The organism is Mesorhizobium sp. AR07 (assembly GCF_024746815.1).
Taxonomy (GTDB): Bacteria; Pseudomonadota; Alphaproteobacteria; order Rhizobiales; family Rhizobiaceae; genus Mesorhizobium.
In genome coordinates this window covers 5,243,908-5,270,757 of sequence record NZ_CP080525.1, presented here as the reverse complement: position 1 = coordinate 5,270,757, position 26,850 = coordinate 5,243,908, and the positions used below count along the sequence as shown (strand labels likewise).

Annotated in this window: 21 protein-coding genes; 14 read left to right on the top strand and 7 right to left on the bottom strand. The window is 63.8% G+C overall.

The features are described 5' to 3' along the window. Window positions 1-190 precede the first annotated feature (190 nt). Together BPNPMPFG_RS26405 and BPNPMPFG_RS26400 are read left to right on the top strand one after the other, a co-directional pair. Window positions 191-2,185: a long-chain fatty acid--CoA ligase gene (locus tag BPNPMPFG_RS26405; protein ID WP_258591535.1), complete on the top strand. Its 1,995-nt coding sequence runs from the start codon at window positions 191-193 to the stop codon at window positions 2,183-2,185. Then, a complete protein-coding gene (locus tag BPNPMPFG_RS26400; protein WP_258591534.1) occupies window positions 2,182-2,901 on the top strand; it encodes a class I SAM-dependent methyltransferase in 720 nt (239 codons plus the stop codon). The genes BPNPMPFG_RS26405 and BPNPMPFG_RS26400 overlap by 4 nt, the downstream gene beginning before the upstream one ends. Window positions 2,902-2,982: 81 nt before the next feature. Here BPNPMPFG_RS26400 and BPNPMPFG_RS26395 read toward each other — a convergent pair whose 3' ends face one another. Further along, the gene (locus BPNPMPFG_RS26395; protein ID WP_258591533.1) at window positions 2,983-3,705 is read right to left on the bottom strand and encodes an HAD family hydrolase; all 723 of its coding nucleotides are present in this window, start codon (window positions 3,703-3,705) and stop codon (window positions 2,983-2,985) included. Between the two features lie 5 nt (window positions 3,706-3,710). Continuing rightward, a complete protein-coding gene (pgi, locus tag BPNPMPFG_RS26390) occupies window positions 3,711-5,354 on the bottom strand; it encodes a glucose-6-phosphate isomerase (protein WP_258591532.1) in 1,644 nt (547 codons plus the stop codon). 349 nt (window positions 5,355-5,703) lie between these two features. Here pgi and pdxR point away from each other — a divergent pair, with 349 nt between their 5' ends. The 3 genes from pdxR to BPNPMPFG_RS26375 all read left to right on the top strand — a co-directional run bounded on the left by pdxR (window position 5,704) and on the right by BPNPMPFG_RS26375 (window position 10,270). After that, window positions 5,704-7,197, top strand: a complete 1,494-nt coding sequence (pdxR, locus tag BPNPMPFG_RS26385) for a MocR-like pyridoxine biosynthesis transcription factor PdxR (RefSeq protein WP_258591531.1) — start codon at window positions 5,704-5,706, stop codon at window positions 7,195-7,197. A gap of 189 nt (window positions 7,198-7,386) precedes the next feature. After that, the gene (locus tag BPNPMPFG_RS26380; RefSeq protein WP_258591530.1) at window positions 7,387-8,976 is read left to right on the top strand and encodes a trimethylamine methyltransferase family protein; all 1,590 of its coding nucleotides are present in this window, start codon (window positions 7,387-7,389) and stop codon (window positions 8,974-8,976) included. Window positions 8,977-9,040: 64 nt separating this feature from the next. After that, window positions 9,041-10,270, top strand: a complete 1,230-nt coding sequence (locus BPNPMPFG_RS26375; RefSeq protein WP_258591529.1) for an aromatic ring-hydroxylating oxygenase subunit alpha — start codon at window positions 9,041-9,043, stop codon at window positions 10,268-10,270. Here BPNPMPFG_RS26375 and BPNPMPFG_RS26370 read toward each other — a convergent pair. From BPNPMPFG_RS26370 to BPNPMPFG_RS26355, 4 genes are all read right to left on the bottom strand, one after another. Beyond that, on the bottom strand, window positions 10,267-10,665 hold the full coding sequence (locus BPNPMPFG_RS26370) for a hypothetical protein (RefSeq protein WP_258596937.1): 399 nt from the start codon (window positions 10,663-10,665) through the stop codon (window positions 10,267-10,269). The genes BPNPMPFG_RS26375 and BPNPMPFG_RS26370 overlap by 4 nt on opposite strands. 65 nt (window positions 10,666-10,730) lie before the next feature. After that, window positions 10,731-12,116, bottom strand: a complete 1,386-nt coding sequence (gene chrA / locus BPNPMPFG_RS26365) for a chromate efflux transporter (RefSeq protein WP_258591528.1) — start codon at window positions 12,114-12,116, stop codon at window positions 10,731-10,733. Then, window positions 12,113-12,937, bottom strand: a complete 825-nt coding sequence (locus BPNPMPFG_RS26360) for a chromate resistance protein ChrB domain-containing protein (protein WP_258591527.1) — start codon at window positions 12,935-12,937, stop codon at window positions 12,113-12,115. The genes chrA and BPNPMPFG_RS26360 overlap by 4 nt, the downstream gene beginning before the upstream one ends. A gap of 244 nt (window positions 12,938-13,181) precedes the next feature. Further along, window positions 13,182-14,987 (bottom strand): IlvD/Edd family dehydratase, encoded by a 1,806-nt coding sequence (locus BPNPMPFG_RS26355; RefSeq protein ID WP_258596935.1) that lies wholly within the window; start codon window positions 14,985-14,987, stop codon window positions 13,182-13,184. Between the two features lie 146 nt (window positions 14,988-15,133). Between BPNPMPFG_RS26355 and BPNPMPFG_RS26350 the strand changes: the two genes are divergently transcribed. Beyond that, a complete protein-coding gene (locus BPNPMPFG_RS26350; protein WP_183445664.1) occupies window positions 15,134-15,586 on the top strand; it encodes an SRPBCC family protein in 453 nt (150 codons plus the stop codon). A 181-nt stretch (window positions 15,587-15,767) separates the two neighbouring features. On the opposite strand, the gene BPNPMPFG_RS26345 is transcribed toward BPNPMPFG_RS26350, so the two are convergent. Next, window positions 15,768-16,952, bottom strand: coding sequence for an Mrp/NBP35 family ATP-binding protein (locus tag BPNPMPFG_RS26345; protein WP_258591526.1), 1,185 nt, complete (start codon window positions 16,950-16,952; stop codon window positions 15,768-15,770). A 108-nt stretch (window positions 16,953-17,060) separates the two neighbouring features. On the opposite strand from BPNPMPFG_RS26345, the gene BPNPMPFG_RS26340 reads away from it, so the two are divergent. The 8 genes from BPNPMPFG_RS26340 to BPNPMPFG_RS26305 all read left to right on the top strand — a co-directional run bounded on the left by BPNPMPFG_RS26340 (window position 17,061) and on the right by BPNPMPFG_RS26305 (window position 26,772). Next, window positions 17,061-17,960: a LysR family transcriptional regulator gene (locus BPNPMPFG_RS26340; protein ID WP_258596933.1), complete on the top strand. Its 900-nt coding sequence runs from the start codon at window positions 17,061-17,063 to the stop codon at window positions 17,958-17,960. 192 nt (window positions 17,961-18,152) lie between these two features. Beyond that, window positions 18,153-18,632 (top strand): formate dehydrogenase subunit gamma, encoded by a 480-nt coding sequence (locus BPNPMPFG_RS26335; RefSeq protein ID WP_258591525.1) that lies wholly within the window; start codon window positions 18,153-18,155, stop codon window positions 18,630-18,632. Then, entirely contained in the window at window positions 18,629-20,185 is a 1,557-nt protein-coding gene (locus BPNPMPFG_RS26330) for a formate dehydrogenase beta subunit (protein WP_258591524.1), read from the top strand. The genes BPNPMPFG_RS26335 and BPNPMPFG_RS26330 overlap by 4 nt, the downstream gene beginning before the upstream one ends. Window positions 20,186-20,195: 10 nt before the next feature. Continuing rightward, window positions 20,196-23,072 carry a formate dehydrogenase subunit alpha gene (gene fdhF, locus BPNPMPFG_RS26325; RefSeq protein WP_258591523.1) on the top strand — a complete coding sequence of 959 codons (2,877 nt, stop codon included), beginning with the start codon at window positions 20,196-20,198 and terminating at the stop codon, window positions 23,070-23,072. Between the two features lie 274 nt (window positions 23,073-23,346). Next, entirely contained in the window at window positions 23,347-24,177 is an 831-nt protein-coding gene (gene fdhD / locus BPNPMPFG_RS26320) for a formate dehydrogenase accessory sulfurtransferase FdhD (RefSeq protein WP_258591522.1), read from the top strand. After that, window positions 24,167-24,514, top strand: coding sequence for a formate dehydrogenase subunit delta (locus BPNPMPFG_RS26315; RefSeq protein WP_258591521.1), 348 nt, complete (start codon window positions 24,167-24,169; stop codon window positions 24,512-24,514). The genes fdhD and BPNPMPFG_RS26315 overlap by 11 nt, the downstream gene beginning before the upstream one ends. A gap of 113 nt (window positions 24,515-24,627) precedes the next feature. Next, window positions 24,628-26,181, top strand: coding sequence for an alpha/beta fold hydrolase (locus BPNPMPFG_RS26310; protein ID WP_258591520.1), 1,554 nt, complete (start codon window positions 24,628-24,630; stop codon window positions 26,179-26,181). Window positions 26,182-26,292: 111 nt separating this feature from the next. Further along, window positions 26,293-26,772 carry a carboxymuconolactone decarboxylase family protein gene (locus BPNPMPFG_RS26305; protein WP_258591519.1) on the top strand — a complete coding sequence of 160 codons (480 nt, stop codon included), beginning with the start codon at window positions 26,293-26,295 and terminating at the stop codon, window positions 26,770-26,772. Window positions 26,773-26,850 lie beyond the last annotated feature (78 nt).

The window sequence follows — 26,850 nt, the reverse complement described above, 5'->3', positions numbered from 1 at the left end:
CTGTCCGCGGTGTCGGCGGCGGGAAAGATTTTCGACGGCAAATCTTTCGCCGCCTTGCCGCAAGGGCAAGACTTGCACCGCCGCCGATAGAGGCCATACATAGATCACATATCGGCTGTAGCGGAGGACGTCTCTGTCATCTGGAGGCGGGCGCGGCGCGGACGAACAAGAATTGTCGAGGGAGGAACGGGTGGCAAAAGCATCAAAGACGAATGCGCCGGTGAAAGCCGGAGCCAGGGCGGCTCCCAAAGCAGCCGCCGGCACGGCCGAGCCGAAAGCGCCGGCTGCCAAAGCCGCCGCGACCAAGCCGAAGACAGCCACCGCAGCCGTGAAGGCAAGCACAAAACCGGCTGCCAAGGCCCCGGCCAAGCTTGCTGTCGGAAAGACGGCGTCCGCACCAAAGCCCACCGCCGCGAAGCCGGCGGCGAGGGCTGCAGCGGCCAAGGCCCCACCGGCAGCGAAGCCGGACCCGGCCAAGCGATTGCCGAAAGCGCTGACAGCACTTGCCGCCGGCCTGCCGGAAAAGCCCTGGCTGAAGAGCTATCCGAAGAACGTGCCGGCTGAAATCGGTGCCTTGCCCTACAGCTCGATCGGCGATTTCCTGGTCGCTGCCTGCAAGCAATTTTCCGCCCAGCCCGCCTTCACCTGCATGGACAAGTCCATCAGCTATGCCGACGTCGAGCGGCTGTCGGCGGCCTTCGGCGCCTATCTGCAATCGAAGGGACTGCAAAAGGGCGCGCGCGTTGCGCTGATGATGCCCAACGTGCTGCAGTATCCGGTGGCGATGATGGCCGTGCTTCGTGCCGGCTATGCCGTGGTCAACATCAATCCGCTCTACACGCCGCGCGAACTGGAGCACCAGCTCAAGGATTCCGGCGCACAAGCCATCGTCATCCTGGAGAACTTCGCCAACACCTTGCAGGCCGTGATCGCCAGGACGGCAGTCAAGCATGTCGTGGTCGCGGCGATGGGCGACATGCTTGGCGGGCTAAAAGGTACAATCGTCAATTTCGTCGTGCGCCGGGTGAAGAAGATGGTGCCGGCATGGTCGCTGCCCGGCCATGTCAAGTTCAACGCGGCCTTGAAGGCTGGCGCCGGCCTGAGCTTCAAGCCAGCCAAAGTGGCAGCCAACGATGTTGCCTTCCTGCAATATACGGGCGGCACCACGGGCGTCTCGAAGGGTGCAACGCTGCTGCACAGCAACGTGCTGGCCAATGTCGTGCAGAATGCGCAGTGGATGGAAGACGCCTATACGATCAAGCCGAAACCGGCGCACCCAAACTTCATCTGCGCCTTGCCGCTCTATCATATCTTCGCGCTGACGGTGAACGCACTGATGGGCATGCAACAAGGTGCGCGCAACGTGCTCATTCCCAACCCGCGCGACATTCCCGGCTTCGTCAAGGAACTCGCAAAATATCCGGTCCATATCTTTCCGGGCCTCAACACGCTGTTCAACGCGCTGCTCAACAATGAGGATTTCCGCAAGCTCGACTTCAAGCCGCTGGTGCTGACGCTGGGCGGCGGCATGGCGGTGCAGAAGGGCGTCGCCGAACGCTGGAAGGCGCTGACCGGCTGTCCGGTGACCGAAGGCTACGGGCTGTCGGAAACCTCGCCGGTGGCCACCGCCAACAAATTCAGCGCCGGCGACTTCACCGGCACGATCGGCCTGCCGCTGCCCTCGACCGAGATCGCCATCCGCGACGACGACGGCAACAATCTGCCGCTCGGCGAGGTCGGCGAAATCTGCATCAGGGGGCCGCAGGTGATGGCGGGCTACTGGAACCGGCCGGACGAGACCGCCAAGGTGATGACCAAGGACGGTTACTTCAAATCCGGCGACATGGGCTTCATGGACGAGCGCGGCTACACCAAGATCGTCGACCGCAAGAAGGACATGATCCTGGTCTCGGGCTTCAACGTCTATCCCAACGAACTCGAGGAAGTCGTGGCGATGCATCCGGGCGTGCTCGAAGTGGCGGCGATCGGCGTGCCGGACGAGCATTCGGGCGAAGTGCCGAAGCTGTTCGTCGTCAAGAAGGATCCGGCGCTGACCGCCGAGGCGCTCATCGCCTATTGCCGCGAGAACCTGACCGGCTACAAGCGGCCTAAATACATCGAATTCAGGACCGAGCTGCCGAAGACGCCGGTCGGCAAGATCCTGCGGCGAGCGCTGCGCGAATGACGACAGCCGACGGCGACGGCGCCATGGATGCACCTTGCCGTCCTGACCCGACAGAATTCATCAGGGCGAACATGCGCATCGCCCCGGTGCCTTCGCTTCCCGAGATCCGGCTTTATACGCCCCATCCGGCGAGCGGCCTGAGGCGGCTTACCGATCCGGGGCAAGGCTTCGACGCGGACGACGACACGGATGACGATGAGCCTGAGCCGCAGCCGCCCTACTGGGCCTATGCCTGGGCCGGTGGCGCGGTGCTGGCGCGCCATATACTCGACTGTCCGCAAACCGTGGCGGGTCGCCGTGTGCTCGACCTCGGCGCCGGCTCCGGCCTTGTCGGCATTGCCGCGTCCAAGGCTGGCGCGCGCGAGGTCATCGCCACGGAGATCGATCGCAACGGCGTTGCCGCTCTCGCTCTCAATGCAGCGGCGAACGAAGTCGCCATCACGGTGATCGGATACGACATCACCAGGGGTTCGCCACCCGCGGTCGACCTCGTGCTTGCCGGCGATGTCTTCTATGGACAGGATGTCGCCGACCGCGTCATGCCTTTCCTCGAGCGCTGCCTTGGCGCCGGTATCGAGGTGCTGGTGGGCGACCCCGGCCGCGCCTATCTGCCACGCCAGCGGCTGCACCTAGTGGCCGAATACAAGGTGCCGGATTTCGGCCAGACGAAAGACAGCGCGCTGGCGCCAAGCGGTGTCTTTCGCCTCGAAGGCTGATGAGGCGTCGCTGTTTGTTCGAGCATGATCTTTTCCGAAAACCGGCATCCACTTTTCGGGACCATACTCTGGTCAGCCAGCTCAGATCGTTTCCTTGACCCGCGCCGACAGAAAATCGGGCAGATCGGCGACGGACTCCAGGATGACGTCGGCGATCCCGGCCAGCGATTCGCGGGTGCCGGTGCCGGAGAGCACGCCGACCGCCAGCCCGCAGCCGCCGGCCCGCGCCATTTCGAGATCATGGCGGTTGTCGCCGACCATGGCGATCGCCGACGGCGGCAGGCCGGTGAGATCGCTGAAGGCCAAGATGGTGTCGGGCGCCGGCTTCGGATTGGCGACCGCGTCGTAGCCATAGGCCGCGTCGAACAGCTGCGCGACGCCAAGCGTCACCAGCGTTTTTTCCGCGCCGCTGGTCGAATCGTTGGTGGCGACGCCAAGCCGGTAGGATTTCCTGTGCAGCGCAGACAAGGTCTCGACGATGCCCGGCAGCGCCACCGCCATCTTCGAGCCCTGCACAGAGGTGATCTCGTTGAAGCGGGCGACGGCAAGCATCTGGTCCTCGTTGGACAGCCGCGGGAACCACAATTCGACGACGTCGAGATTGGTGCCGGAGGCAAAGATGGAGTCGGGCTTGAATCGTTTGGTGGCGGAATCGAAGCCGGCAGCGGCCAGCAGCCTGTCGGCTTTCCAGCGATCGCCCTCGGACGCATCCATGGCCATGAAGTCGGCAACGCCGAGCCAGGTCGCGTTGAAGTCGACAAGCGTTCCATCCTTGTCGAACAATATTCCCTTGATGTCTGCCAAACCGCTCACTCCGATCCACGCAAATGCTGGATGTATCCCACCAGGCCCGCGGTCGAGGCATCCCGCTTGGCGGCACTTTCCTTGCCCTCCACGACAGGCAAAAGGCCGGTGGCCAGTTCCTTGCCGAGTTCGACGCCCCACTGGTCGAAGGAGTTTATGTTGAACAGCGTGCCCTCGACGAAGACGCGGTGCTCGTAGAGCGCGATCAGCCGGCCGAAGGTGCGCGGGTCGAGCTTGCGGTAGAGGATGGTCACCGAGGGCCGGTTGCCGGAGAAGACGCGGTGCGGCGCGATCTTGTCGACCTCGGCCGGCTTCATGCCCTTGGCCAGCATCTGGGCGCGCGCCTCCTCCAGCGTGCGGCCCTTCATCAGTGCTTCCGACTGCGCCAGGCAGTTGGCGAGCAGCAGATCATGCTGATGCTTGAGCTCCGGCTCGTGACCGACGGCCGCGGCAAGGAACTCGACCGGGATGAAATCGGTGCCCTGGTGCAGCAGCTGGAAAAAGGCGTGCTGGCCATTGGTGCCGGGCTCGCCCCAGACCAGTGGTCCGGTCGGCGTCGTCACCGCCGTGCCCTCGAGAGTGACACTCTTGCCGTTCGATTCCATATCGAGCTGCTGCAGATAGGCCGGCAGCCTGGACAGGCGCTGATCGTAAGGAATGACGGCACGCGCCGGGTATCCGCAGATCACACGGTGCCACCAGCCGACCAATCCCAAAAGCGCCGGCAGGTTGTTCTGTAAGGGCGTGGTGCGGAAATGCTCGTCCATCTCGTGCGCGCCATCGAGGAAGGCGCGGAAATTCCGGGGGCCGACCGCGATCATCACCGGCAGGCCGATCGCACCCCAGACCGAATAGCGGCCGCCGACCCAGTCCCAGAAGCCGAAGACGCGATCCGATTCGATGCCGAACTTCGCCACCAGTTCGAGCGCCGTCGAGACGGCGGCAAAATGCTTGCCGACCGCTTCCTTGCCGAGTGCTTTCTGCACCCATTTGCGCGCCGTTTCGGCATTGGTCATCGTCTCGACGGTGGTGAAGGTCTTGGAAGCGACGATGAAAAGCGTGGTCTCGGCCGACAGGCCCTTCAGCGTGTCGTGGATATGGGCGCCGTCGATGTTGGAGACATAATGCGCGCGCGGCCCGTCGTGATAGGGCGCCAGCGCCAGCGTCGCCATGGCCGGGCCGAGATCGGAACCGCCGATGCCGATGTTGACGATGTCGGTGATCTTCTTGCCGGTGGCGCCGGCCGCCTTGCCGGAGCGCACGGCATCGGCAAAGGCGCCCATCGCGTCGAGCACGGCAATGACGTCCGCCTTGACGTCCTGGCCGTCGACGGTGACGCCCTTGCCGGTCAGGTTGCGCAGCGCCGTGTGCAGTACCGCACGGTCCTCGGTGAGGTTGATCTTCTTGCCGGCGAACATCGCCGCACGGCGGCCTTCGAGATCGGCGGCCTTGGCCAGCCTCTCCAGCAAATCCATGGTGAGCGCATCGACGGCGCATTTCGACCAGTCGAGCAACAGGTCGCCGTCGGTGGCGGAGAATTTTTCGAACCGCTGCGGATCGGCGGCGAAGGCCTGACGCATGCTGGCTGGGGCAGCAGTGCGATGATCGCGCAAGGCGGCAAGCTGTTTTTGAAAAGCTGACTGATCCACTGGCGGGGGACTCCTGACGTTTTCGACGCACCATATCAGACCGGATGTTTCCGGCGCGTGTCGTCGCGCCAAAACTATTGAGCCGAATTTCATCCGGTTCAATACGCAGCGATGACGCAAATCGTCACGCGGCGACGACGCAGCTGCGTCACGATGAATAACGGACCCATCACGCAGCGATGACGCAGATGCGTCACGCCGGGGATGCCGCAACGCCTGGTTTCGGCCGAAGGATCACTGGCATAAATCCCAACGATCAGAAAAATTGATTGGCGCAACCCCTTGTGCCACCGTTACATTCGACTGGTCCAGCCAAGCGAAAAAAGCTGGCCATCAAGGAACATCTTCCATGCCACAGCGAAACGACACGGCGATATGGTCCGGCCTGTTCCGGATTTCAGCTGAATCCGGCCAGACCCTGCAGGCGCAGATCCGCCAAGCCATCGTGGCAGCCATCCTCGACCGCCAGATCGCCGCCTCGATGCCGCTTCCCTCGTGCCGAATCCTGGCCGAAAAACTCGGCGTGGCGCGCGGAACCGTCGTGCTGGCGTTCCAGCAGCTCGTCGACCAGGGTTTCCTGGTGGCACGCGAGCGGCGCGGCCATTTCGTCAATCCCGATGTGCTGGCGACGCCAGCCAAGCCGCATCAGAAGGCGCCCGACCAGGCCAACGAGATCGACTGGAAGGCACGCCGCAAGATCGCCGCCAGCGACATGCCGCCGCCGGCCAAGCACGAGAACTGGATCAAGTCGTCCTACCCCTTCGTCTACGGCCAGTTCGACCCGGCGCTGTTCCCGACCGCCGAGTGGCGCGAGTGCAACCGCATGGCGCTTGCCGTGCTCGAAATCCGCAACTGGGCGTCAGACATGGTCGATCGCGACGATCCGCTGCTGATCGAGCAGATCCAGGCGCGGCTGCTGCCCAGGCGCGGCATCTTCGCCAATCCCGACGAGATCATCGTCACGCTGGGCGCCCAGAACGCGCTCTATATGCTGGCGACGCTGCTGATGGCCAAGGGCTCCAAGGTGGCGATGGAGGACCCCGGTTACCCCGACGCACGCTCGATCTTCCGCCTCGCGGGCGCCGAAATCCAGCCGGTGCCGGTCGACCAGTCGGGCATCGTAACCGCTTCTATTCCCAATGATTCCGGTTTCGTCTTCGTCACGCCCAGCCATCATTGCCCGACCATGGTGCCGCTGTCGGCGGAACGGCGCCAGGATTTGCTGGCACGGGCCAACCGGCACAACCAGATCATCATCGAGGACGGTTATGACAGCCAGCTTCTCGACGAGGCGCCGCAGCAGGCGCTGAAGAGCCTCGATCGTTCCGGCCGCGTCGTCTATGTCGGCTCGATGTCGAAGACGCTGGCTCCGGGCCTGCGGCTCGGCTACATCGTCGCTTCGGCTGGACTGATCTCGGAACTCAGGGCACTGCGCCGCTTCATGCTGCGCCATCCGCCGGCCAACAACCAGCGCGCCGTCGCGTTGTTCCTGTCGCTCGGCCATCACGAGGCGCTGGTGCGGCGGCTGTCGAGCGCCTTCGACGAGCGGCGGAAGCGCCTGGTCCATGCGATTTCCGCTTTCCTGCCGGAATGGCGTTCGACCGATTCTGCCGGCGGCACGTCGCTGTGGCTCGAAGGGCCGCGCGGCACCGATGCGCGCGGACTGGCCGAGGCCGCCGCCTCGCGCAGCGTCATCATCGAGCCCGGCGACCGTTTCTTCGATCGCACTGAAAAGCCTTCGCGTTTCATGCGGCTGGGCATCTCGTCGATCGCGCTGCAGCACATCGAACCAGGCATCCGCGAACTGGCCACCGCGGCCGGCCGCAGGCCAGCCGCCGCCTGACCAACGTACCGATCTCATGACCGGAGCCGCTCGTAGCAGCTCCGGTCATTTTAGTTCTGGCACATGTGACTGGTCCAGCTGGCTCATAGGATGGATCAGGGCCGGCGGCATAGTCGGCGTCAGGGGAAGAAGCAGGCCGAGGGTGGACCAACCGCCACGAGCTCCTGCCGATAAAGGTGGAGTGCTTCCATGCCAGTGGCTGTCGAACAGCAGGACATGCCGGCGGACCGTCGTCCACAGCGCTCCAGTCTTTGCGAAACAGGACATGCCATGCGATCAGCTCCTCTGATGGGGGACACCGGACCACAACACCAGGCCATCGAGGGCGGCAGCTACGCGCCGCTGCGCGGAGATGACTGCGAGCGTATCCACGAGGGCGTGCTGACGCTTCTGGAGACAGTCGGCTTCGCCAATGCCATCCCTTCCTGCATAAAGGTGCTGACCAAGGCGGGTGCGATCCATGGCGACGATGGCCGTGTCCGCTTTCCGCGTGCGCTGGTGCTCGATACCATCAAGCGGGCGGCACGGCATTTCACACTTCACGGCCAGGACGCCAGGCACGACATGGTGGTCCAGGGCAAGCGTGTGCACTACGGCACGGCGGGTATCGCCGTTCACCTGGTGGATATGGAGAAGCGCGAGTACCGCGAATCCAAGCTGGTGGACATTTATGATGCCGCCCGCATCGTCGATGGGCTGGACAACATCCATTTCTTCCAGCGGCCGATGGTGGCGCGCGACATCGCCGACCCGCTCGAGATGGATTTCAACACGCTTTACGCCTGCGTGATGGGGACATCGAAGCATGTCGGAACGTCCTTCACCGTGCGTGAGAATGTGAAGCCGGCGCTCGAAATGCTCTATGCTATTGCCGGCGGCGAGGAGAATTTCCGCGCCCGGCCATTCGTTTCCAACTCCAACTCGTTCGTCGTGCCGCCGATGAAGTTCGCCGAGGATGCCTGCGGCGTGCTCGAAGCCTGCGTTGAAGGCGGCATCCCGATCCTACTGCTCTCGACCGGCCAGTCCGGCACCACCGCACCCGCAGCCATGGCCGGCGCGGTCGTGCAAGCGGTGGCCGAAGTGCTGGCCGGCCTCGTCTATGTCAACGCGCTCAAGCCGGGCCATCCGGCGATCTTCGGCGCCTGGCCATTCATGTCGGACCTGCGCACCAACACCATGGCCGGCGGTTCGGCCGAACAGTCGGTGGCAACGGCGGCCTGCGCCCAGATGGCGCAATTCTACGATTTGCCTGGGGGCTCCGCCGCCGGCATGACGGATTCAAAACTGCCCGACATTCAATCCGGCTACGAAAAGGGCATCACCAATGTGATGGCCGGCCTCTCCGGCCTCAACCTGGTCTACGAATCGGCCGGCATGCATGCCTCGCTGCTCGGCTTTTGCCTGGAAAGCCTGGTCATCGACAATGACATGCTCGGTCATTGCCTGCGCTGTGCGCGTGGCATCGAAGTGACTGACGAAGCCCTGTCGATCGACAGTATCGCCGAAGTCTGCCTCAAGGGCCCGGGGCACTACCTCGACAACGAACAAACGCTCAAGCTGACGCAGACCGAGCATTTCTATCCCGCGCTCGGCGATCGTTCTTCGCCGAAGGAATGGATTGAAAAAGGCCGGCCTGATATAGTGCTGCGCGCGATCGCCGAGAAGAAACGCATTCTTGCCGAACGATTTCCGCGCCACGTGCCAAAACAGGTCGACGACAGACTGCGTGCCCGCTTCGGCGACCTGATCCACCTGCCGCGCACGCGCATGGGCGGTTAGCCGGAGACGAGTTCGTGCAGCCATACAGCCACCACCCAGGACCAACCATCGGGCAGAACGACAAATGAGTGTGCACCCTATCCAGCAAGCCTCCAATGCCGCTGACGCGATCGACCACCTGGTGGCGGCGCACCGGGCGGGTCATGGCCTGGCGCGCGCCTTCTATCACGAGCAGGCGATCTTCGAGCGGGACATGGAGCGCGTCTTTCGCCGCCACTGGCATTGCCTGGCACATGCCAGCGTCATTCCGAACCCTGGCGATTTCGAGCTGTTCAAGCTCGGTGACGAGGCGGTCATCCTGACGCGCGGCATGGACGGCACCATCCATGCCATGCTCAACGTCTGCCGCCACCGGGGCGCCGAGGTCTGCACCAAGGAAAGGGGCAATGCGAAGGTCTTCGTCTGTCCCTACCACGCCTGGACCTATTCCAATGACGGATCCTTGCGTGCCGCACGTCTGATGCCGAAGGATTTCGACCGCACGGCGCACGGGCTGAAGAAGCTTCATGTCCGCGTCGCCGCTGGGCTGGTCTTCATTTCCTTCGCCGAGACGCCGCTGGATTTCGACCCGATCGAACAGTCGCTGCGCACAAGCTGCGGCCAATATGGCTGGGGTGACGCCAAGGTAGCCTACCGCGAGACCTATCCGGTCGACGCCAACTGGAAGCTTGCCGTCGAGAACTATGTCGAGTGCTATCACTGCGGGCCGGCGCATCCGGAATACTCGCAGACGCACGCGTTGGAAAAGCCGGCCGAGATGATCGAGCAGCTCAATGCCGCGATGGAGCAGCGCACCTGCGCGCTCGGCATCGAGATCGGCAGCGGTGACCGCTGGCAGAATTCGGCCGCCGGGCAGGAAGCCATCCATACCTTCCGCTACGCGCTCTATGACGGCGTTTCGAGCGGCAGCAAGGACGGCTCGCCGGTGGCACCCCTGATGGGCCGCTTCACCGATTATGATGGCGGCGTCACCTCCATCCATCTCGGCGGCACGAGTTTTCTCGTCTGCTATCCCGATCACGGCATGATCTACCGCTTCATTCCGAAGACGGCGGGAACCTGCGAGATGGAGCTGATCTGGCTGGTGCGCGGCGACGCGGTCGAAGGCCAGGACTACGACCTCGAAAAGCTGACCTGGCTGTGGAAGGTCACCACCGACGAAGACAAGAAGATCATCGAGCACACCGCGCGCGGCGTGCGCTCGCACTATTTCGTGCCGGGTCCGATCGCGCCGATGGAATACAACGAACTGCGCTATATCGGCTGGTATCTCGAGGAGATCGGTCGGCCTTAGCCGGCGCTCAGCCCGTAGCGCTCGACGACCTCGGCACTGATCAGCTTGGCGTGCAGCGTCATCAGCACGATTTGTGCATCGAAGCTGTCTCCGGCTTCAAGGGCGGCTTCGATCCGGCGTTCCGCATCCAGCCGGTTCTGAAGGCCATTGGATCGCTCGAAAGCTTCCGGTCCGGCAATGCAGTAGCTGAACAGCCGCGCCACGTCCGCGTAGGCGTGGCCGGGCGGTTCGCCGGGCCAGCGACCCTTCATCAGATTGACGATGGTGAGTTTTACCCCCTCCGGCACGAGGGCGGGATGAAGGTCGGCGCCACGCAATGCCGCATCGAGCTGTCTCAAGTCGCCCGAGCGGCCGAACATTCCGAGGAAGCCGAGGGAAGAGCGCCGTGCCGCCATCATGGTCCAATCCGTTTCCAACCACTTAGGTGGTTCGCAAGCGGAATACAAAGGAAGGCGGACATCTAACCACTTGCCGCCAGCAGCAAGACACCGGCCAGAGCAGATCCGGCAAGCGTCGGCAGCATGCCGATTTTCAGCTTCAGGATGGCGATCATGGTGGCACAGGAAAGCAGCGCCGCGCGCCAGTCGATCGACGAAAACACCGGCACGTTCATGCCGAGGCCCGTCGCGTGCACCTCGCGGAAGATGACGTGCAAGGCAAACCAGAGGGCCAGATTCATGATCACCCCGACAACGGCGGCGGTGATCGCGCCAAGCGCTGCCGACAATGCCTTGTTGCCGCGCAGAGCCTCGATATAGGGAGCGCCGAGGAATATCCAGAAGAAGCAGGGCGTGAACGTGACCCACAAGGTCAGCAACGCCCCCAGCGATCCGGCAAGCAACGGGTCCAGCGACCCGGAGTGGCGGAACGCGGCGATGAAGCCAACGAACTGCAACACCAGAATGAGCGGACCTGGCGTCGTTTCGGCAAGCCCGAGACCGTCGACCATTTCACCAGGAGCGAGCCAGCCGAATGACTGGACGGCTGCCTGGGCGACATAGGCAAGCACCGCATAGGCGCCACCGAAGGTGACGACCGCCATGAGGCTGAAGAACCGGCCTATCTCGGTCCACACGCTTGCGGAGCCTGTGAACCACCAGATCACAAGAACAGGCCCGAGCCAGATCGGCAGCCAGATCGCGACGGTGCGCGGCGCATGCCATTTCGTCGGCCTGAGATGGGCCAACTCGCCGCGCTCGAACATCAGGTCGACCGCTCCCTTGATATCGGCAATATCGTCCTTGCCGTGTGCCGAGCCTGAAAACAGCGCCGGAGCAATGCGGTTTCCCAGCCATCCTGTCAGGCCCGCGAGCAGGATGATGAGCGGGAACGGTACATTCAACGCATAGATGGCGACGAAGGCGGAGATCGCGATCGACACCATGACCCGGTTCTTCAGGGCACGCCGTCCGATCCGGATCACCGCCTCGATGACTATGGCAAGCACCGCCGCCTTCACCCCGAAAAACAGCGCCTCGACGAGCGGCACGTCGCCATAGAGCACGTAGAGGCCACTCAGGACGAGCATCACGAGCGCGCCCGGCACGACGAACAGGATGCCGGCGACAAGGCCACCGATCGTCCTGTGCAGCAGCCAGCCGATATAGATGGCGAGTTGCTGGGCTTCCGGGCCAGGCAGCAGCATGCAGTAGTTCAGCGCATGCAGGAAACGCTGCTCGCCGATCCAGCGCCGCTCCTCGACCAGCTCCTTGTGCATCAATGCGATCTGCCCGGCCGGCCCGCCGAAGCTGAGCAGTCCGATCCTTGCCCAGACCTTCATGGCTTCGGTGAAGGTCGGCGCAGCCGGCGCCTGGACAGCGGTATCTCGCGACACAAGCGCGCTCATGATGGTTTACTCGCGCCTGCACCGGGCCAGTTGTGCGTTTCTTCAGTGGCGTCGCGACACCAACGAAAGAACGCATCGTAGAGCAGCATGCCTGCCTCCAGTTGTTCCAGATCGTCGCGAAACATACGCGACAGACCAAGCGAAGCAGCCAGGAAGCCGGCAGCCTGGGGAACAAGATCGAGGCTTGCGGTGTCGGCCGCGCGCACGATCAAGGCAAGGCGATCGAGTGCCTCGGATTCCAGCCCGAACTCCTCGATCATCGTGTCGAAGGTGCAGCGTTCGCCGCGATGGCTCCAGAACACATTGTCGATGTCGAAAGGCACAGCCCGAAAGCGGTCAGCCACGTCAGGCACTTCGGCCGCCTCGACAAACAGGAAGATCGCGTAAGGATCGACGAAACGCCGGATCAGCCAGGGGCAAGCGATGCGGTCGACCTTCGGACGGGCCCGCGTCACCCACACCGTGCGACCTTTTTCATCGCGCGGCGGCAAATTGTCGGTGCGAACCAGAATCCCCCCGGCATCGCGCCAGGCTTCGAAACCTCCTTCGAGGGTTTCGGCGGAAATCCCCTCATGGCGCAGCCATGCGACCACACCTTGCGAGAGTTTCCGCCCTTTCTGGCAGACGACCGCCACCGGCTTGCCGGCGAACTCGGTGGCCCACGCCGAAACGGTTTTGAAATCGCGCCGGATCGAGGCCGGCAACAGGCGGGGATCGGCGTCGAAATCCTCATCGATGCGAACATCGATGATTGCCGGCGCGCCTGGCAGCCCGATCAGGCGGGACAGCTGCGATACGGTGATAGCGGTTGTTGACGGCATGGCGTCCACCTCCTGGAAGAGAAGCTTGGACGCGAACGTTGGGCTGACGCCTCACGGGGTCGTCGCGATGCACCCCTTGTCATGATGGTGGATACATCGCGTGGGCTTGTCAAGGATCGTGAACGGCGACCTGATCCGGATCAAGTCGCCGTCTATGTAAGCATCCGCGTACAGGCGCTCGCGGATTGTCCCCGGAGCAATCAATGATTGCCCCCGGAGCAATCCGTGATTGCTCCGGGAGTAATCAGTGATTGTCCCTGGGGACACCGCTGGTGTGGGCCACATCCAGGTATTTCACCGCCGGCTTCAGCACCATTCCCTCTGAAAACTGCGCGACCATGCCGCGCTGGATTTCCTGCCAGGGCGTCTGATGCTTGGGATAGTGATAGCCGCCATTGTTCTGCAGTTCGGCGCGGCGGCGAGTGATCTCGTCGTCGGTGACGAGGATGTCGGCAGTGCCCTTCCTCAGATCGATGCGGACACGGTCGCCGGTCTTGAGCAGCGCCAGTCCGCCGCCAATCGCGGCTTCCGGCGAGGCGTTGAGGATCGATGGCGAGCCCGATGTGCCGGACTGGCGGCCGTCACCGATGCAGGCGAGCGCGTGGATGCCCTTCTTGATGAGGTAGGCCGGCGGCTGCATGTTGACGACTTCGGCGCCGCCTGGGTAGCCGATCGGTCCGGCCCCGCGCATGAACAGGATGGTATGTTCATCGATGCCCTGCGCCGGATCGTCGATGCGGGCGTGATAATCCTCTGGTCCGTCGAAGACCATGGCATTGCCTTCGAAGGCTTCCGGGTCTTTCGGATTGGACAGATAACGCTCGCGGAATTCCGGCGAGATGCCGCTGGTCTTCATGATCGCCGAATCGAACAGATTGCCCCGGAGGTTGATGAAGCCGGCATTGGCCTTGAGCGGTTCGGCGACGGTGCGGATGACGTCTGTGTTCTCGTTGGCGACCCCCTTGCAGTTGTCGCCGATCGACTTGCCGTTGACGGTCACGGCTTCGGGGAAAGGCAGCAATCCGGCCTTCATCAGCTCGGCAACCACGGCCGGCACGCCGCCGGCACGGTGATAGTCCTCGCCGAGATATTCGCCCGACGGCTGCAAGTTGACGATGAGCGGGATCTTGTGGCCGATCGTCTGCCAGTCGTCATTGTCGAGTGGTACGCCGAGATGACGGGCAATCGCGTTGAGATGGATCGGCGCGTTGGTCGAGCCGCCAATCGCCGAATTGACGACGATGGCGTTTTCGAAGGCCTTGCGCGTCATGATGTCGGACGGCTTCAAATCCTCATGCACCATGTCGACGATGCGTTTTCCGGTCTCGTAGGCGATCTGGCCGCGCTCGCGATAGGGCGCGGGGATGGCGGCCGAGCCCGGCAGCTGCATGCCGAGCGCCTCGGCCAGCGAATTCATCGTCGTGGCGGTGCCCATGGTGTTGCAATAGCCGGTGGACGGCGCCGAGGACGCGACGATGTCCATGAACTCGTCATAGCCGATCTCGCCGGCCGACAGGCGCTGGCGCGATTCCCAGACAATGGTGCCGGACCCCGTGCGCTTGCCCTTGTGCCAGCCGTTGAGCATCGGGCCGACCGACAGCGCGATCGCCGGGATGTTGACGGTGGCCGCCGCCATCAGCAGGGCCGGCGTTGTCTTGTCGCAGCCGATGGTCAGCACCACGCCATCGAGCGGATAGCCGTAGAGCACTTCGACCAGGCTGAGATAGGCAAGGTTGCGGTCAAGTGCCGCGGTTGGGCGCTTGCCGGTTTCCTGGATCGGATGGCAGGGGAATTCGAACGGGATGCCGCCCATCGAGACAATGCCTTCGCGCACGCGCTTGGCGAGTTCGATGTGATGGCGGTTGCAGGGTGACAGATCCGAGCCGGTCTGGGCGATGCCGATGAGCGGCTTGCCGGACATCAGTTCGGCCCGCGTCAGGCCGTAGTTCAGGTAGCGCTCGAGATAAAGCGCCGTCATGCCCGGATTGTCGGGATTGTCGAACCACTCCTGCGAGCGGAATTTTCTCTTTCTGGTGGGGGCGCCTGCCATCATGGTCTCCGTATTTGTAAGACAAATCGATATGGCAACGCGCGGGAGCAGGCAAGAGGGCGCGCGGTCGCAACCGGACTTTGGTGCGATAGACTTGGCGGCGCCCCTGCGCTAGGCCTTCAGGCAATCTTGTTTGGGAGGTTTTCATGGCTTTGGTGATCGAAGGCGAGGAGCGCATTGCCGCACCCCTGCAAAAAGTGTGGGAGGCACTGAACGATCCCGAGGTCTTGAAGGCGACCATTCCCGGCTGCCAGAGCCTGGAGATGAAGTCGCCGACCGAAATGGCGGCGACGGTTGTGGTGAAGATCGGGCCGATCAAGGCAACGTTCAACGGCGAGGTGACGCTGAAAAATCTCAAGCCGCCGCATTCCTACACCATCCAGGGTGAAGGCAAGGGCGGCATCGCCGGCTTCGCCAAGGGCGGCGCCGACGTGACGCTGACCGAAGACGGTCCTGATGCCACGGTGCTGAAATACGCGGCCAAGGCCGATGTCGGCGGCAAGATCGCCCAGCTCGGCAGCCGGCTGATCGAATCGACCTCGAAGAAACTGGCCGGACAGTTTTTTTCGAGTTTTGGAGAGAAGGTCGGTGCGGCTTAGGTTGCGCGTCGCATGAATGATGCTTGGTTTATTCAGGCTAGCGCTGCCCCTCATCCGCCTGCCGGCACCTTCTCCCCTTATAGTGACGGGGAGAAGGGAAGCGCTCCAACGCTGGCGACCACCTCTCCCCGGTCTTCACGGGGAGAGGTGAGGGTGATGGGCAGCGCCTACCTATCAAAAATCACTCGAACACGATGCTCGGCACCGCCGCTTCCGCCGCACCACGCTCTTCATTGATCCGGTCCCAGACTTTTCCGGCGATATCCCGGTAGATCTTTGCTTCGGCGCCGTCTGGCTTCGAGACAACGACCGGCGTGCCGGCATCCGAGCTTTCGCGGATACCCATTTCGAGCGGCACCTCGCCGAGGAAGGTGACGCCGAGACGCTCGGCTTCGCGGCGGGCGCCGCCATGGCCGAAAATGTCGTAGCGCTTGCCCGTGTCCGGGGCGATGAAATAGCTCATGTTCTCGACGATGCCGAGCAGCGGCACGTCGACCTTCTTGAACATGTTGAGGCCCTTGCGAGCATCGATCAGGGCCAGATCCTGTGGGGTCGAGACGATGACGGCGCCGGCCAGCGGCACCTGCTGGGCCATGGTCAGCTGCGCGTCGCCGGTGCCGGGCGGCATGTCGACGACGAGCACGTCGAGCCGGCCCCATTCGACCTCGCGCAGCATCTGCGTCAGCGCCGACATCACCATCGGCCCACGCCAGATCATCGGCGTCTCCTCATCGACGAGGAAACCCATCGACATCACTTTAAGCCCATAATTTTCCATCGGTTTCAGGATCTTGCCATCGACGGTCTGCGGCCGGCCGTGGATGTTGAGCAGCCGCGGCATGGAGGGGCCATAGATGTCGGCGTCGAGCACGCCGACGCGCAAACCATTGGCGGCGAGGCCAAGAGCGATGTTGACGGCAGTGGTCGACTTGCCGACGCCGCCCTTGCCGGAGGCGACGGCGATGATCGCCTCGATGCCTGGCACGCCGCGCTTGCCCTGGCTGTGCGAAGCGGGAGCGGCACGCGGCGCGGCAGCGTGCGCAGCCGGCGGCGCTGGCCTGGGTGCGGGACGCGCTGGAACCGGCGCCTCCATGCCGCCGCCCTTTTTCTCGGCGGTCAGCGCGACGACGGCGCCGGCCACGCCGGGAATAGCCTTGACGACGCGCTCGGCGGCGGCCCTGAGCGGTTCCATCTCCTGGGCGCGGGCGGCGGGAACGGTGATCGAGAAGAAGACCTTTCCATCGGCGATGAAAATCTCGGAAACCATACCGAGGTCGACGATGTTGCCGGTGAAGTCAGGTCCATTGACCGTCTTCAGGCGCTCGGTGACGATTTCCTTGGTAACATTCTGCTGGACGGCGGACATGATTTTTTTCCTTAGGCGTTCGGCGCTTCAGATAATGCAGTTTCCGGGCAGAACCAAGCGATCGCTTTGATGCTGACAGGCGCCTGCGGCTATGGCAGCCTCATAATCATGATCGACAAGCTGGAATTCTTCATCGCGCTCGCCAGGGAAGAGCATTTTGGCCGGGCGGCGGAAGTGTGCGGGGTCACCCAGCCGACGCTGTCGGCCGGCATCAAGCAGCTGGAGGGTCAGCTCGGTGTGATGCTGGTGCTGCGCGGCTCGCGCTTCCAGGGGCTAACGCCCGAAGGCAAGCAAGTGTTGGTCTGGGCGCGCCGCATCGTTGGCGATACCAGGACTATGCGCGAGGAGATGCGCGCGGCGCGCCACGGACTTTCGGGCCGCATCCGCATCGCCGCCATCCCGACAGCGCTGGCCATGCTGCCGCGGCTGACGACGCCGTTCCGCGAAAAGCATCCGGGCGTCACCTTCTCGGTGCTGTCGCGGACCTCGATCGAGGTGCTGTCGCTGCTCGGCAATTTCGACATCGATGCCGGCATCACCTATCTCGACAACGAGCCGCTGGGCCGGGTGACCAGCGTACCGCTCTATGACGAGCGCTATCAGCTGATCACCGCGGTCGGAAATCCCTTTTCCGACCGCGACAAAGTGACATGGGCCGAGCTCAGCAGCCTGCCGTTGTGCCTGCTGACGCCAGACATGCAGAACCGCCGCATCATCGACCAGCATCTGGCCGAGGCCGGGGTGCAGGTGCGGCCGACGCTCGAATCCAATTCGATGATCGTGCTGTTTTCCCACATCCGCACCGGCAAATGGTCGTCGATCATGCCGCTCAACCTGGCGGAAACATTCGGCTTTTCCGAGCCGATCCGGGCCATTCCGATCGTCGAACCGGACGCCAGCCACACGGTCGGCCTGGTGGCCGGGCCGCGCGAACCGCATACACCGCTGGTCTCGGCGCTGCTGGACGAGGCGATGGCGCTGGCAGACGATTTCCACGCCAACCGTTAGGCTAGACAATGCAAGTCAAACGGGCTTGATAGAAATTTTCTATCGAGCAACGAAACCGCTTTATTGATTTCGGAGGTTTTCTCTGATTTCTTAAGCACTTAGCGATAAAGCGGCAAAGGCATGTCGTTGCTCCAAAACCGCTTTGCGGTTTTGGACGATATGAATGGATCGCTACGATAGGGAGGGCGCTGCATGACGATGCAGCCTGCAAGTACCGAGATCGCGTCGCGCACGGCGGCGATCATCCAGGAGCTGAAGGGCCTCGAAGGCCCGCTGCTGCCGATCCTCCACGGCATCCAGGAAGAGTTTGGCCATGTGCCCCAGGATGCGCTGCCGGTCATCGCCGAGGCACTGAACATCTCCAAGGCCGAGGTGCACGGCGTCGTCACCTTCTACCATGACTACCGCAGCCATCCGGCCGGCCGGCATGTGCTCAAGGTCTGCCAGGCCGAGGCCTGCCAGTCGATGGGCTCTGATGCTGTCGCCGCCAAGCTCAAGCAATTGCTGGGCATCGGTTTTCACGAGACGACCCGCGACGGGGCGGTGACGCTGGAGCCGGTCTATTGCCTGGGGCTTTGCGCCTGCGCGCCGTCGGCGATGCTGGACGGCGAGGTGATCGGGCGACTTGACGACGAAAAGCTCGAAGAGATCGTTGCCGAGGTGCGCTCATGATCCCCCGCATCTACATTCCAGGCGATTCCGGCGCGCTGGCGCTGGGCGCGGAAAAGGTCGCCAAGGCTGTTCGCGCGGAACTCGCCGAGCGCGGCATCGAAGCCAAGATCGTGCGCAACGGCTCGCGCGGCGCCTATTTCCTGGAACCGATGGTCGAGGTGGCAACCGCCAAGGGCCGCGTCGCTTACGGGCCGGTCAAGCCTTCCGACGTCAAAAGTCTGTTCGACAGCGGCTTCCTCACCGGCGGCCATCACAAGCGCTGGCTTGGCGCACCCGACAATATCCCGTTCCTGGCTAAGCAGACGCGACTGACCTTCGCCCGCTGCGGCATCAACGACCCGCTCTCGCTCGACGCCTACAAATCGCTCGGCGGACTCAAGGGCCTGCAGAACGCGGTGGCCATGGCGCCGGCCGACATCGTCAAGCAGGTTACCGAGTCCGGGCTGCGCGGCCGCGGCGGCGCCGGCTTCCCGACCGGAATCAAGTGGAAGACGGTGCTCGATACGACCGCCGACAAGAAGTACATCGTCTGCAACGCCGACGAGGGCGACAGCGCCACCTTCGCCGACCGCATGATCATGGAGGGCGATCCCTTCGTGCTGATCGAAGGCATGGTGATCGCCGGTGTCGCGACCGGCGCGACCAAGGGTTTCGTCTATATCCGCTCGGAATATCCGCATGCGGTGGCGATGATGAACAAGGCCGTCGAGGTCGCCCGCAAGGCCGGCGTGCTCGGCGTCAACGTGCTGGGCTCGCCCAATGCCTTCGACATGGAGATCCGCGTCGGCGCCGGGGCGTATGTCTGCGGCGAGGAAACCTCGCTGCTGAACAGCCTGGAAGGCAAGCGCGGCGTGGTGCGCGCCAAGCCGCCGCTGCCGGCGATTCAAGGGTTGTTCGGCAAGCCGACAGTGATCAACAATGTCATCTCGCTGGCCTCGGTGCCTGTGATCATGGACAAGGGTGCCGCCTTCTACAAGGATTTCGGCATGGGCCGCTCGCGCGGCACGATACCGATCCAGATCGCCGGCAACGTCAAGTTTGGCGGCCTGTTCGAGGCTGCGTTCGGCATGACGCTGGGCCAGATCGTCGACGAGATCGGCGGCGGCACGGCAACGGGGCGTCCGGTCAAGGCCGTGCAGGTCGGCGGGCCGCTCGGCGCCTATTTCCCGCGCGCGCTGTTCGACACGCCGTTCGATTACGAAGCCTTCGCCGCCAAGGACGGGTTGATCGGCCATGCCGGCATCACCGTGTTCGACGACACCGCCGACATGCTGAAGCAGGCGCGCTTCGCCATGGAATTCTGCGCCATCGAGAGCTGCGGCAAGTGCACACCCTGCCGCATTGGTTCGACGCGCGGCGTCGAGACCATCGACAAGATCGCTGCCGGCATCGAGCCGGAAAAGCAGATCGCGCTGGTCACCGACCTCTGCAACACGATGAAATTCGGTTCGCTTTGTGCACTCGGTGGCTTCACGCCCTACCCGGTAATGAGCGCGCTCAACCATTTCCGCGAAGATTTCAAGCCGGCGCCGGTCGCCGAAGCAGCAGAATAGGAGCCTCCCCATGGGTCTCGTTCAGGAAATCGACTTCGGCACGCCGGCCTCGACCTCGCAGAAGCAGGTGACGCTGACCGTCGATGGCTTCACCGTCACCGTGCCGGAAGGCACCTCGATCATGCGCGCCTCGATGGAGGCCGGCATAAAGATCCCGAAGCTGTGCGCCACCGACATGGTGGACGCCTTCGGCTCATGCCGGCTCTGCCTGGTCGAGATCGACGGCCGCAACGGCACGCCCTCCTCCTGCACGACGCCGGTGGCGCCGGGCATGGTCGTGCACACCCAGACCGGTCGGCTGAAGGATATCCGCCGCGGCGTGATGGAGCTCTATATTTCCGACCATCCGCTCGACTGCCTGACCTGCGCGGCCAATGGCGACTGCGAATTGCAGACGCAGGCCGGCGTCGTCGGCCTGCGCGATGTGCGCTACGGCTACGAGGGCGACAATCACGTCTTCAAGAAGAACGACGGCGCGGAAAATTTCAAATGGATGGCGAAGGACGAATCCAACCCGTACTTCACCTATGACCCGTCGAAATGCATCGTCTGCTCGCGCTGCGTGCGCGCCTGCGAAGAGGTGCAAGGCACTTTCGCGCTGACCATCGAGGGCCGTGGTTTCGGCAGCCGCGTGTCGCCCGGCATGCATCAGCTGTTCATCGATTCGGAATGCGTCTCCTGCGGCGCCTGCGTGCAGGCCTGCCCGACGGCGACGCTGTCGGAAAAATCGGTCATCCAGATCGGCCAGCCCGAGCATTCGGTGGTCACCACTTGCGCCTATTGCGGCGTCGGCTGCTCGTTCAAGGCCGAGATGCGCGGCGACGAGCTGGTGCGCATGGTGCCCTACAAGGACGGCAAGGCCAATCGCGGCCATTCCTGCGTCAAGGGCCGCTTCGCCTATGGCTACTCGACCCACAAGGACCGCATCCTCAACCCGATGATCCGCGAGAAGATCACCGATCCCTGGCGCGAAGTGTCGTGGGAAGAGGCGCTGACCCACACCGCCAAGGAATTCCGCCGCATCCAGTACCAGTATGGTCGCACTTCGATCGGCGGCATCACCTCGTCGCGCTGCACGAATGAGGAAACCTATCTGGTGCAGAAGCTGATCCGCCAGGGCTTCCGCAACAACAATGTCGACACCTGCGCCCGCGTCTGCCACTCGCCGACCGGCTATGGCCTCGGCCAGACCTTCGGCACCTCGGCCGGCACGCAGGATTTCGATTCGGTCGAACAGACCGACGTGGTGATGATCATCGGCGCCAACCCGACCGACGGTCATCCTGTGTTCGCCTCGCGGCTGAAGAAGCGGCTGCGCAAGGGCGCCAAGCTGATCGTTCTCGACCCGCGCCGCACCGACATCGTGCGCTCGGCGCATATCGAGGCGCAGCATCATCTGCCGCTGAAGCCCGGCACCAACGTTGCCGTCGTCACCTCGCTGGCGCATGTCATCGTCACCGAAGGCCTGTTCGACGAAGCCTTCATCCGCGAGCGCTGCGACTGGGACGAGTTCCAGGATTGGGCGTCGTTCGTGGCGCTGCCGGAAAACAGCCCGGAAGTCGTCGGCAAGCTGGCCAATGTCGATCCGGAAGAGATCCGCGGTGCTGCGCGCCTGTTCGCGCGCGGCGGCAACGGCGCGATCTATTACGGGCTCGGCGTGACCGAGCACAGCCAGGGCTCGACCACGGTCATCGCCATCGCCAACCTTGCCATGGCGACCGGCAATGTCGGCCGCCCAGGCGTCGGCGTGAACCCGCTGCGCGGCCAGAACAATGTGCAGGGCTCCTGCGACATGGGTTCGTTCCCGCACGAATTGCCCGGCTATCGCCACGTTTCGGGCGACGCGGTGCGCGACATCTATGAGACCCTGTGGGGCGTCAAGCTCGACGACGAGCCGGGCTTGCGCATTCCCAACATGCTGGACGCTGCCGTCGACGGCTCGTTCAAGGGCCTCTACGTGCAGGGCGAGGACATCCTGCAGTCCGACCCCGACACCAAGCATGTCGCCGGCGGCCTTGCGGCGATGGAATGCGTCGTCGTGCACGACCTGTTCCTCAACGAGACCGCCAACTACGCGCATGTCTTTCTGCCGGGCTCGACCTTCCTCGAGAAGGACGGCACCTTCACCAATGCCGAGCGCCGCATCAACCGCGTGCGCAAGGTGATGGCGCCGAAGAACGGCCTGGCCGACTGGGAAGTGACGCAGAACCTCGCCAAGGCGATGGGACTGGCCTGGAACTACCAGCATCCGTCGGAAATCATGGACGAGATCGCCCAGACGACGCCGAGCTTCGCCGGCGTCTCCTACGACTATCTGGAGAAGATGGGCTCGGTGCAGTGGCCCTGCAACGAGAAGGCGCCGGAAGGCACGCCGATCATGCACATTGGCGGCTTCGTACGCGGCAAGGGCAAATTCATCCGCACCGAATATGTCGCCACCGACGAGCGGACCGGTCCGCGCTTCCCGCTGCTGCTGACCACCGGCCGCATCCTGTCGCAGTACAATGTCGGCGCGCAGACGCGGCGTACCGACAATGTCATTTGGCACAGCGAGGACCGCCTGGAGATCCATCCGCACGACGCCGAGAACCGTGGCCTGCGCGACGGCGACTGGGTCCGCCTGACCAGCCGTTCCGGCGAGACGACATTGCGCGCGCTGATCACCGACAAGGTGTCGCCGGGCGTAGTCTATACGACCTTCCACCATCCCGACACGCAGGCCAACGTCATCACCACCGATTTCTCCGACTGGGCAACCAACTGCCCGGAATACAAGGTGACGGCGGTGCAGGTCGGCGCCTCCAACGGCCCGTCGGAATGGCAGCGCGACTATGATGAGCAGGCCAGGCAGAGCCGGCGCATCGGCACGCTGGAAGCGGCGGAGTAGCTGTGCCGAGGCATTCGACAATAAGAGCTTCAATCTCGACGGTTGATCGACCCCCACTCCGTCGAGCTTCGCTCGACACCTCTCCCCCGATCGACGGGGGAGAGGAAAGCGCGCGAACTCTAGGCTCCCTTCCTCTCCCTCCGGAGGGGGGAGAGGTGGCGCTGCGAAGCAGCGACGGAGTGGAGGATGACTTGGGAGAGCAACCGGCAATTGAAGCAAGAAACCTCCGACGCTTCCTAAGTGAAATGGCCGGCAGGCCAGGGCGTGGCGCCTCGTGACCCGCGAACGCCCTCCTATCTCCCAGATCTCGCGGCTGGCGCGCCGCGCCAGCGGCACCGCGGCGGCCAACCGCATGGTGCCGGAAGAGACGCCGGTGGCGTTCTCCTTCGCCGGCACCACCCATGCGGTTATGATGGCGAGCCCGGCCGATTTCGAGGATTTCGCGCTCGGCTTCTCGCTGACCGAAGGCATCATTGCCAAGCCTGACGAGATCGAAGCCATCGAGGTCGAGGATCATGGCGCCGGCATCGACATCCAGATCCGGTTAAAGGACAGCGCCAACACGCGCTTCGAGGCGCGGCGCAGACGGCTGGCCGGCCCGGTCGGCTGCGGCCTGTGCGGCATCGAATCGATCGAGGAAGCAATGCGCTCGGTCGATGCCGTTGGTGCGTCAAAGCTTACGCTTGAGGCCGACGACATCGTTCGCTCGGTCAAGCTGTTGTCCAAGGTGCAGCCGCTGCACACCGAAACCGGAGCCGTGCACGCCGCCGGCTTCTATGTGCCGGGCAAGGGCATCGTCATGGCGCGCGAGGATGTCGGCCGCCACAATGCGCTCGACAAGCTGGCCGGCGCGCTGGCCAAGGCCGGCATCGACGGCGCATCGGGTGCTGTCGTCGTCACATCGCGGGTGTCTGTCGAGATGGTGCAGAAGACCGCCGCGATCGGTTCGGCCTTCATCATCGCCGTTTCGGCGCCGACCGCCCTTGCCATCCGCACCGCGCAAGAGGCCGGCATGACGCTGGTGGCGCTGGTGCGCGGCGACGATTTCGATATTTTCTCTCACCCCGACCGGGTGATCTCCGGAGTTGCCCAGCATGTCGCATGACGAAGAGCACATCATGAGCACCAGCGAGAAGCTGATCCGCATGGCCAACCAGATCGCCGCCTTCTTTCACTCCAAGCCGCGCGAAGAGGGCATTGCCGGCGTCGCCGAGCACATCAACAAGTTCTGGGAGCCACGGATGCGCCGGCAGTTCTTCGAGATGCTGGACGGTGGCAGCACGGAGTTCAACGAGCTTGTGGTGGCTGCTTCCGCGAAGATCAGGCGACCGAACGCACCTGAAAGTCCTGGCTTCAGCGCCGAAGTCGAGCGCGGTGTGCCCGGAGGCAAGGGCACGGCCGCAGGCGAGTCCACGGCCGAGATCGCCGCATCGCAAAAGTAGCGCTCGCGCCACCTCGTCTTACATTCCATGTTGCTAAAGTTTGATCTGCCGTAAACGGACTACCTCTGCTATGGTTGACGATCAGAAATCGTCAGGCCGGGCGGAACAAACGCATGAGGCCGATCGAGACCCGTTATGCCCTTAGTGGCGAGGTGCGGATTGCCTATCAGGTGGTCGGGCAGGGATCGTTCGATCTCGTCTTCGTGCCGGGCTTCATTTCCAATCTCGACCTGCACTGGGAAGACGAAGGCTACAGCCGGCTGTTGAAGCGGCTTTCGGCGTTCTCGCGGCTGATCCTGTTCGACAAGCGCGGCACGGGTCTTTCCGATCGCGTCGACGCGCACCATTTGCCCAGCCTCGAAACCCGCATGGACGATGTCCGCGCGGTGATGGACGCGGCAGGCAGCGGCCGTGCGGCACTGCTTGGCGCCTCCGAAGGCGCGCCAATGGCGATGCTGTTCGCCGCCACCTATCCGGAGCGGACACGGGCGCTGGCGCTCTATGGCGGCTACGCACATTTCCACAAATGGGTGATGACGCCGGAACGTCTCGACGCCTTCATCGCGACGGCGGAGACCGCATGGGGCACCGGCGCGACCCTGCCCCATTTCGCGCCGAGCCGGGTGGACGACGCCCGTTTTTCAACCTGGTGGGCGCGTTTCGAGCGGCTGTCGGCGAGTCCGACGGCAGCGGCAACGCTGGCGCGGATGAACGCGGAAATCGACGTGCGCGGCGTGCTTGCGGCAATCGGCGCGCCGACGCTGCTGATCCATCGCCGCAACGATGCGCGGGTCGATCCTGGCGCCAGCCGCTTCCTCGCCAAAAAGATCCCGAATGCGCGGCTGGTCGAGATTCCCGGGCGTGACCACCCGATCTGGACCGGCGATGTCGACCGGGTGGCTGACCTGATCGAAGAGTTCCTGACCGGCGAGCGTGCCGTGGCCGAGGTGGACCGCGTGCTGTCGGCACTCCTGGTGACGCGCATCTACGATACGGCGCGGATGGGCGACCGCATGTGGAGCGAACGCAGCCAGCGCTTCCAGGAAACCTGGCGTCTGTTGGTCGGGCGCCATGGTGGCCGCTCGGCAGGCACGCATGGCGAATTGATGATTTCACGCTTCGACGGACCGGCACGTGCCATACGCTGCGCGGCGGCGCTGCGCGAGGCGGCGCAAAGTATCGGGGTCGCCAGTGCACAGGGCGCGCATGTCGGCGAGATCGAATTGCGCGGGCCACCGGTGGGGCTGACGGCGCGCGTGACCATGCAGCTCGCCACGCATGCCGGTCGCGGCGACATCCTCGCGTCGCGGCTGGTCGCGGATCTCGCAACCGGTTCGGGGCTTCATTTCGTCGATGCAGGGCGCATCACGCTGGACGATCTGGACGAGCCGCTGGCGCTGGTCCAGGCGATGTCCGAACAGCATCTGGAGCCCGACTGCCGCGCCAGGACGCGAACGACCGAGCCGGCTATGCTGACGGCGAGGGAAAGCGAAGTGGTGGGCCTGATTGCCGACGGCAAGAGCAATGCCGCGATCGCCGCCGAATTGAGGCTGAGCGAGCACACGGTCAAGCGCCACGTCGCCAACATATTGCTCAAGCTGGACCTGCCATCGCGAGCGGCGGCAGCAGCGTTCTCAGTGCGTCACACTGGCCCAGACGGGCCATAGGAGCCATGGCGCTTTCGGGCGAAGCGGCCCGGGGCATGCGGGCGCTATCAATTCTCCCCATGCAGGCCAAGGCGAGTGTCGCCGGGAAAGGCGCTGCGAATGGAGGAGGAGATGCTGAAGTCAAACCAGACACTCAAATCGCTGGTGATAGCAGTAGGCGTTGGTGCGCTGTTCACCATGGCCCCGGCGAAGGCTGAAGATGCGTCGGCGACGGCCGCCTACAAGGACATCCAGGCGACGCTCGGCTCGGTGCCGGACATGTTCAAGACGCTGCCGGATGTCGCGGTCGCCGGTGCCTGGGCCGAAATCAAGAGCGTCCAGCTCAATCCGAAGACAGCACTCGACGGCAAGACCAAGGAACTGATGGGCCTCGCCGTGGCGTCGCAGATTCCTTGCCAGTACTGCATCTATTTCCACACGCAGGCAGCCAAGCTCAATGGCGCCAGCGATGAGGAGATCAAGGAAGCCGTGACGATGGCGGCGATCGTGCGCCACTGGTCGACGATGCTCAATGGCAGCCAGGTCGACCTCGCGACCTTCAAGAAGCAGACCGATCAGGTGTTCGCTGCTGTCAAAGCGAAGTCGCAGTGAGAAAAGTCCCTGCCTGGCAATGAGGCCGGGCAGCGCTTCTGAACATCAACCGCCCGATCACGAAGACGGGCACATGGA

Coding starts and splice junctions, on each gene's coding strand:
- BPNPMPFG_RS26340 (WP_258596933.1), top strand. CDS start 17,061: ATGATCGACAAGCTGGAATTCTTCATCGCGCTCGCCAGGGAAGAGCAT.
- BPNPMPFG_RS26380 (WP_258591530.1), top strand. CDS start 7,387: ATGCCAGTGGCTGTCGAACAGCAGGACATGCCGGCGGACCGTCGTCCA.
- BPNPMPFG_RS26355 (WP_258596935.1), bottom strand. CDS start 14,987: ATGGCAGGCGCCCCCACCAGAAAGAGAAAATTCCGCTCGCAGGAGTGG.
- BPNPMPFG_RS26375 (WP_258591529.1), top strand. CDS start 9,041: ATGAGTGTGCACCCTATCCAGCAAGCCTCCAATGCCGCTGACGCGATC.
- BPNPMPFG_RS26370 (WP_258596937.1), bottom strand. CDS start 10,665: ATGGCGGCACGGCGCTCTTCCCTCGGCTTCCTCGGAATGTTCGGCCGC.
- BPNPMPFG_RS26400 (WP_258591534.1), top strand. CDS start 2,182: ATGACGACAGCCGACGGCGACGGCGCCATGGATGCACCTTGCCGTCCT.
- chrA (WP_258591528.1), bottom strand. CDS start 12,116: ATGAGCGCGCTTGTGTCGCGAGATACCGCTGTCCAGGCGCCGGCTGCG.
- BPNPMPFG_RS26310 (WP_258591520.1), top strand. CDS start 24,628: ATGAGGCCGATCGAGACCCGTTATGCCCTTAGTGGCGAGGTGCGGATT.
- pdxR (WP_258591531.1), top strand. CDS start 5,704: ATGCCACAGCGAAACGACACGGCGATATGGTCCGGCCTGTTCCGGATT.
- BPNPMPFG_RS26305 (WP_258591519.1), top strand. CDS start 26,293: ATGCTGAAGTCAAACCAGACACTCAAATCGCTGGTGATAGCAGTAGGC.
- BPNPMPFG_RS26315 (WP_258591521.1), top strand. CDS start 24,167: ATGTCGCATGACGAAGAGCACATCATGAGCACCAGCGAGAAGCTGATC.
- BPNPMPFG_RS26330 (WP_258591524.1), top strand. CDS start 18,629: ATGATCCCCCGCATCTACATTCCAGGCGATTCCGGCGCGCTGGCGCTG.
- BPNPMPFG_RS26360 (WP_258591527.1), bottom strand. CDS start 12,937: ATGCCGTCAACAACCGCTATCACCGTATCGCAGCTGTCCCGCCTGATC.
- fdhF (WP_258591523.1), top strand. CDS start 20,196: ATGGGTCTCGTTCAGGAAATCGACTTCGGCACGCCGGCCTCGACCTCG.
- BPNPMPFG_RS26345 (WP_258591526.1), bottom strand. CDS start 16,952: ATGTCCGCCGTCCAGCAGAATGTTACCAAGGAAATCGTCACCGAGCGC.
- BPNPMPFG_RS26350 (WP_183445664.1), top strand. CDS start 15,134: ATGGCTTTGGTGATCGAAGGCGAGGAGCGCATTGCCGCACCCCTGCAA.
- BPNPMPFG_RS26335 (WP_258591525.1), top strand. CDS start 18,153: ATGACGATGCAGCCTGCAAGTACCGAGATCGCGTCGCGCACGGCGGCG.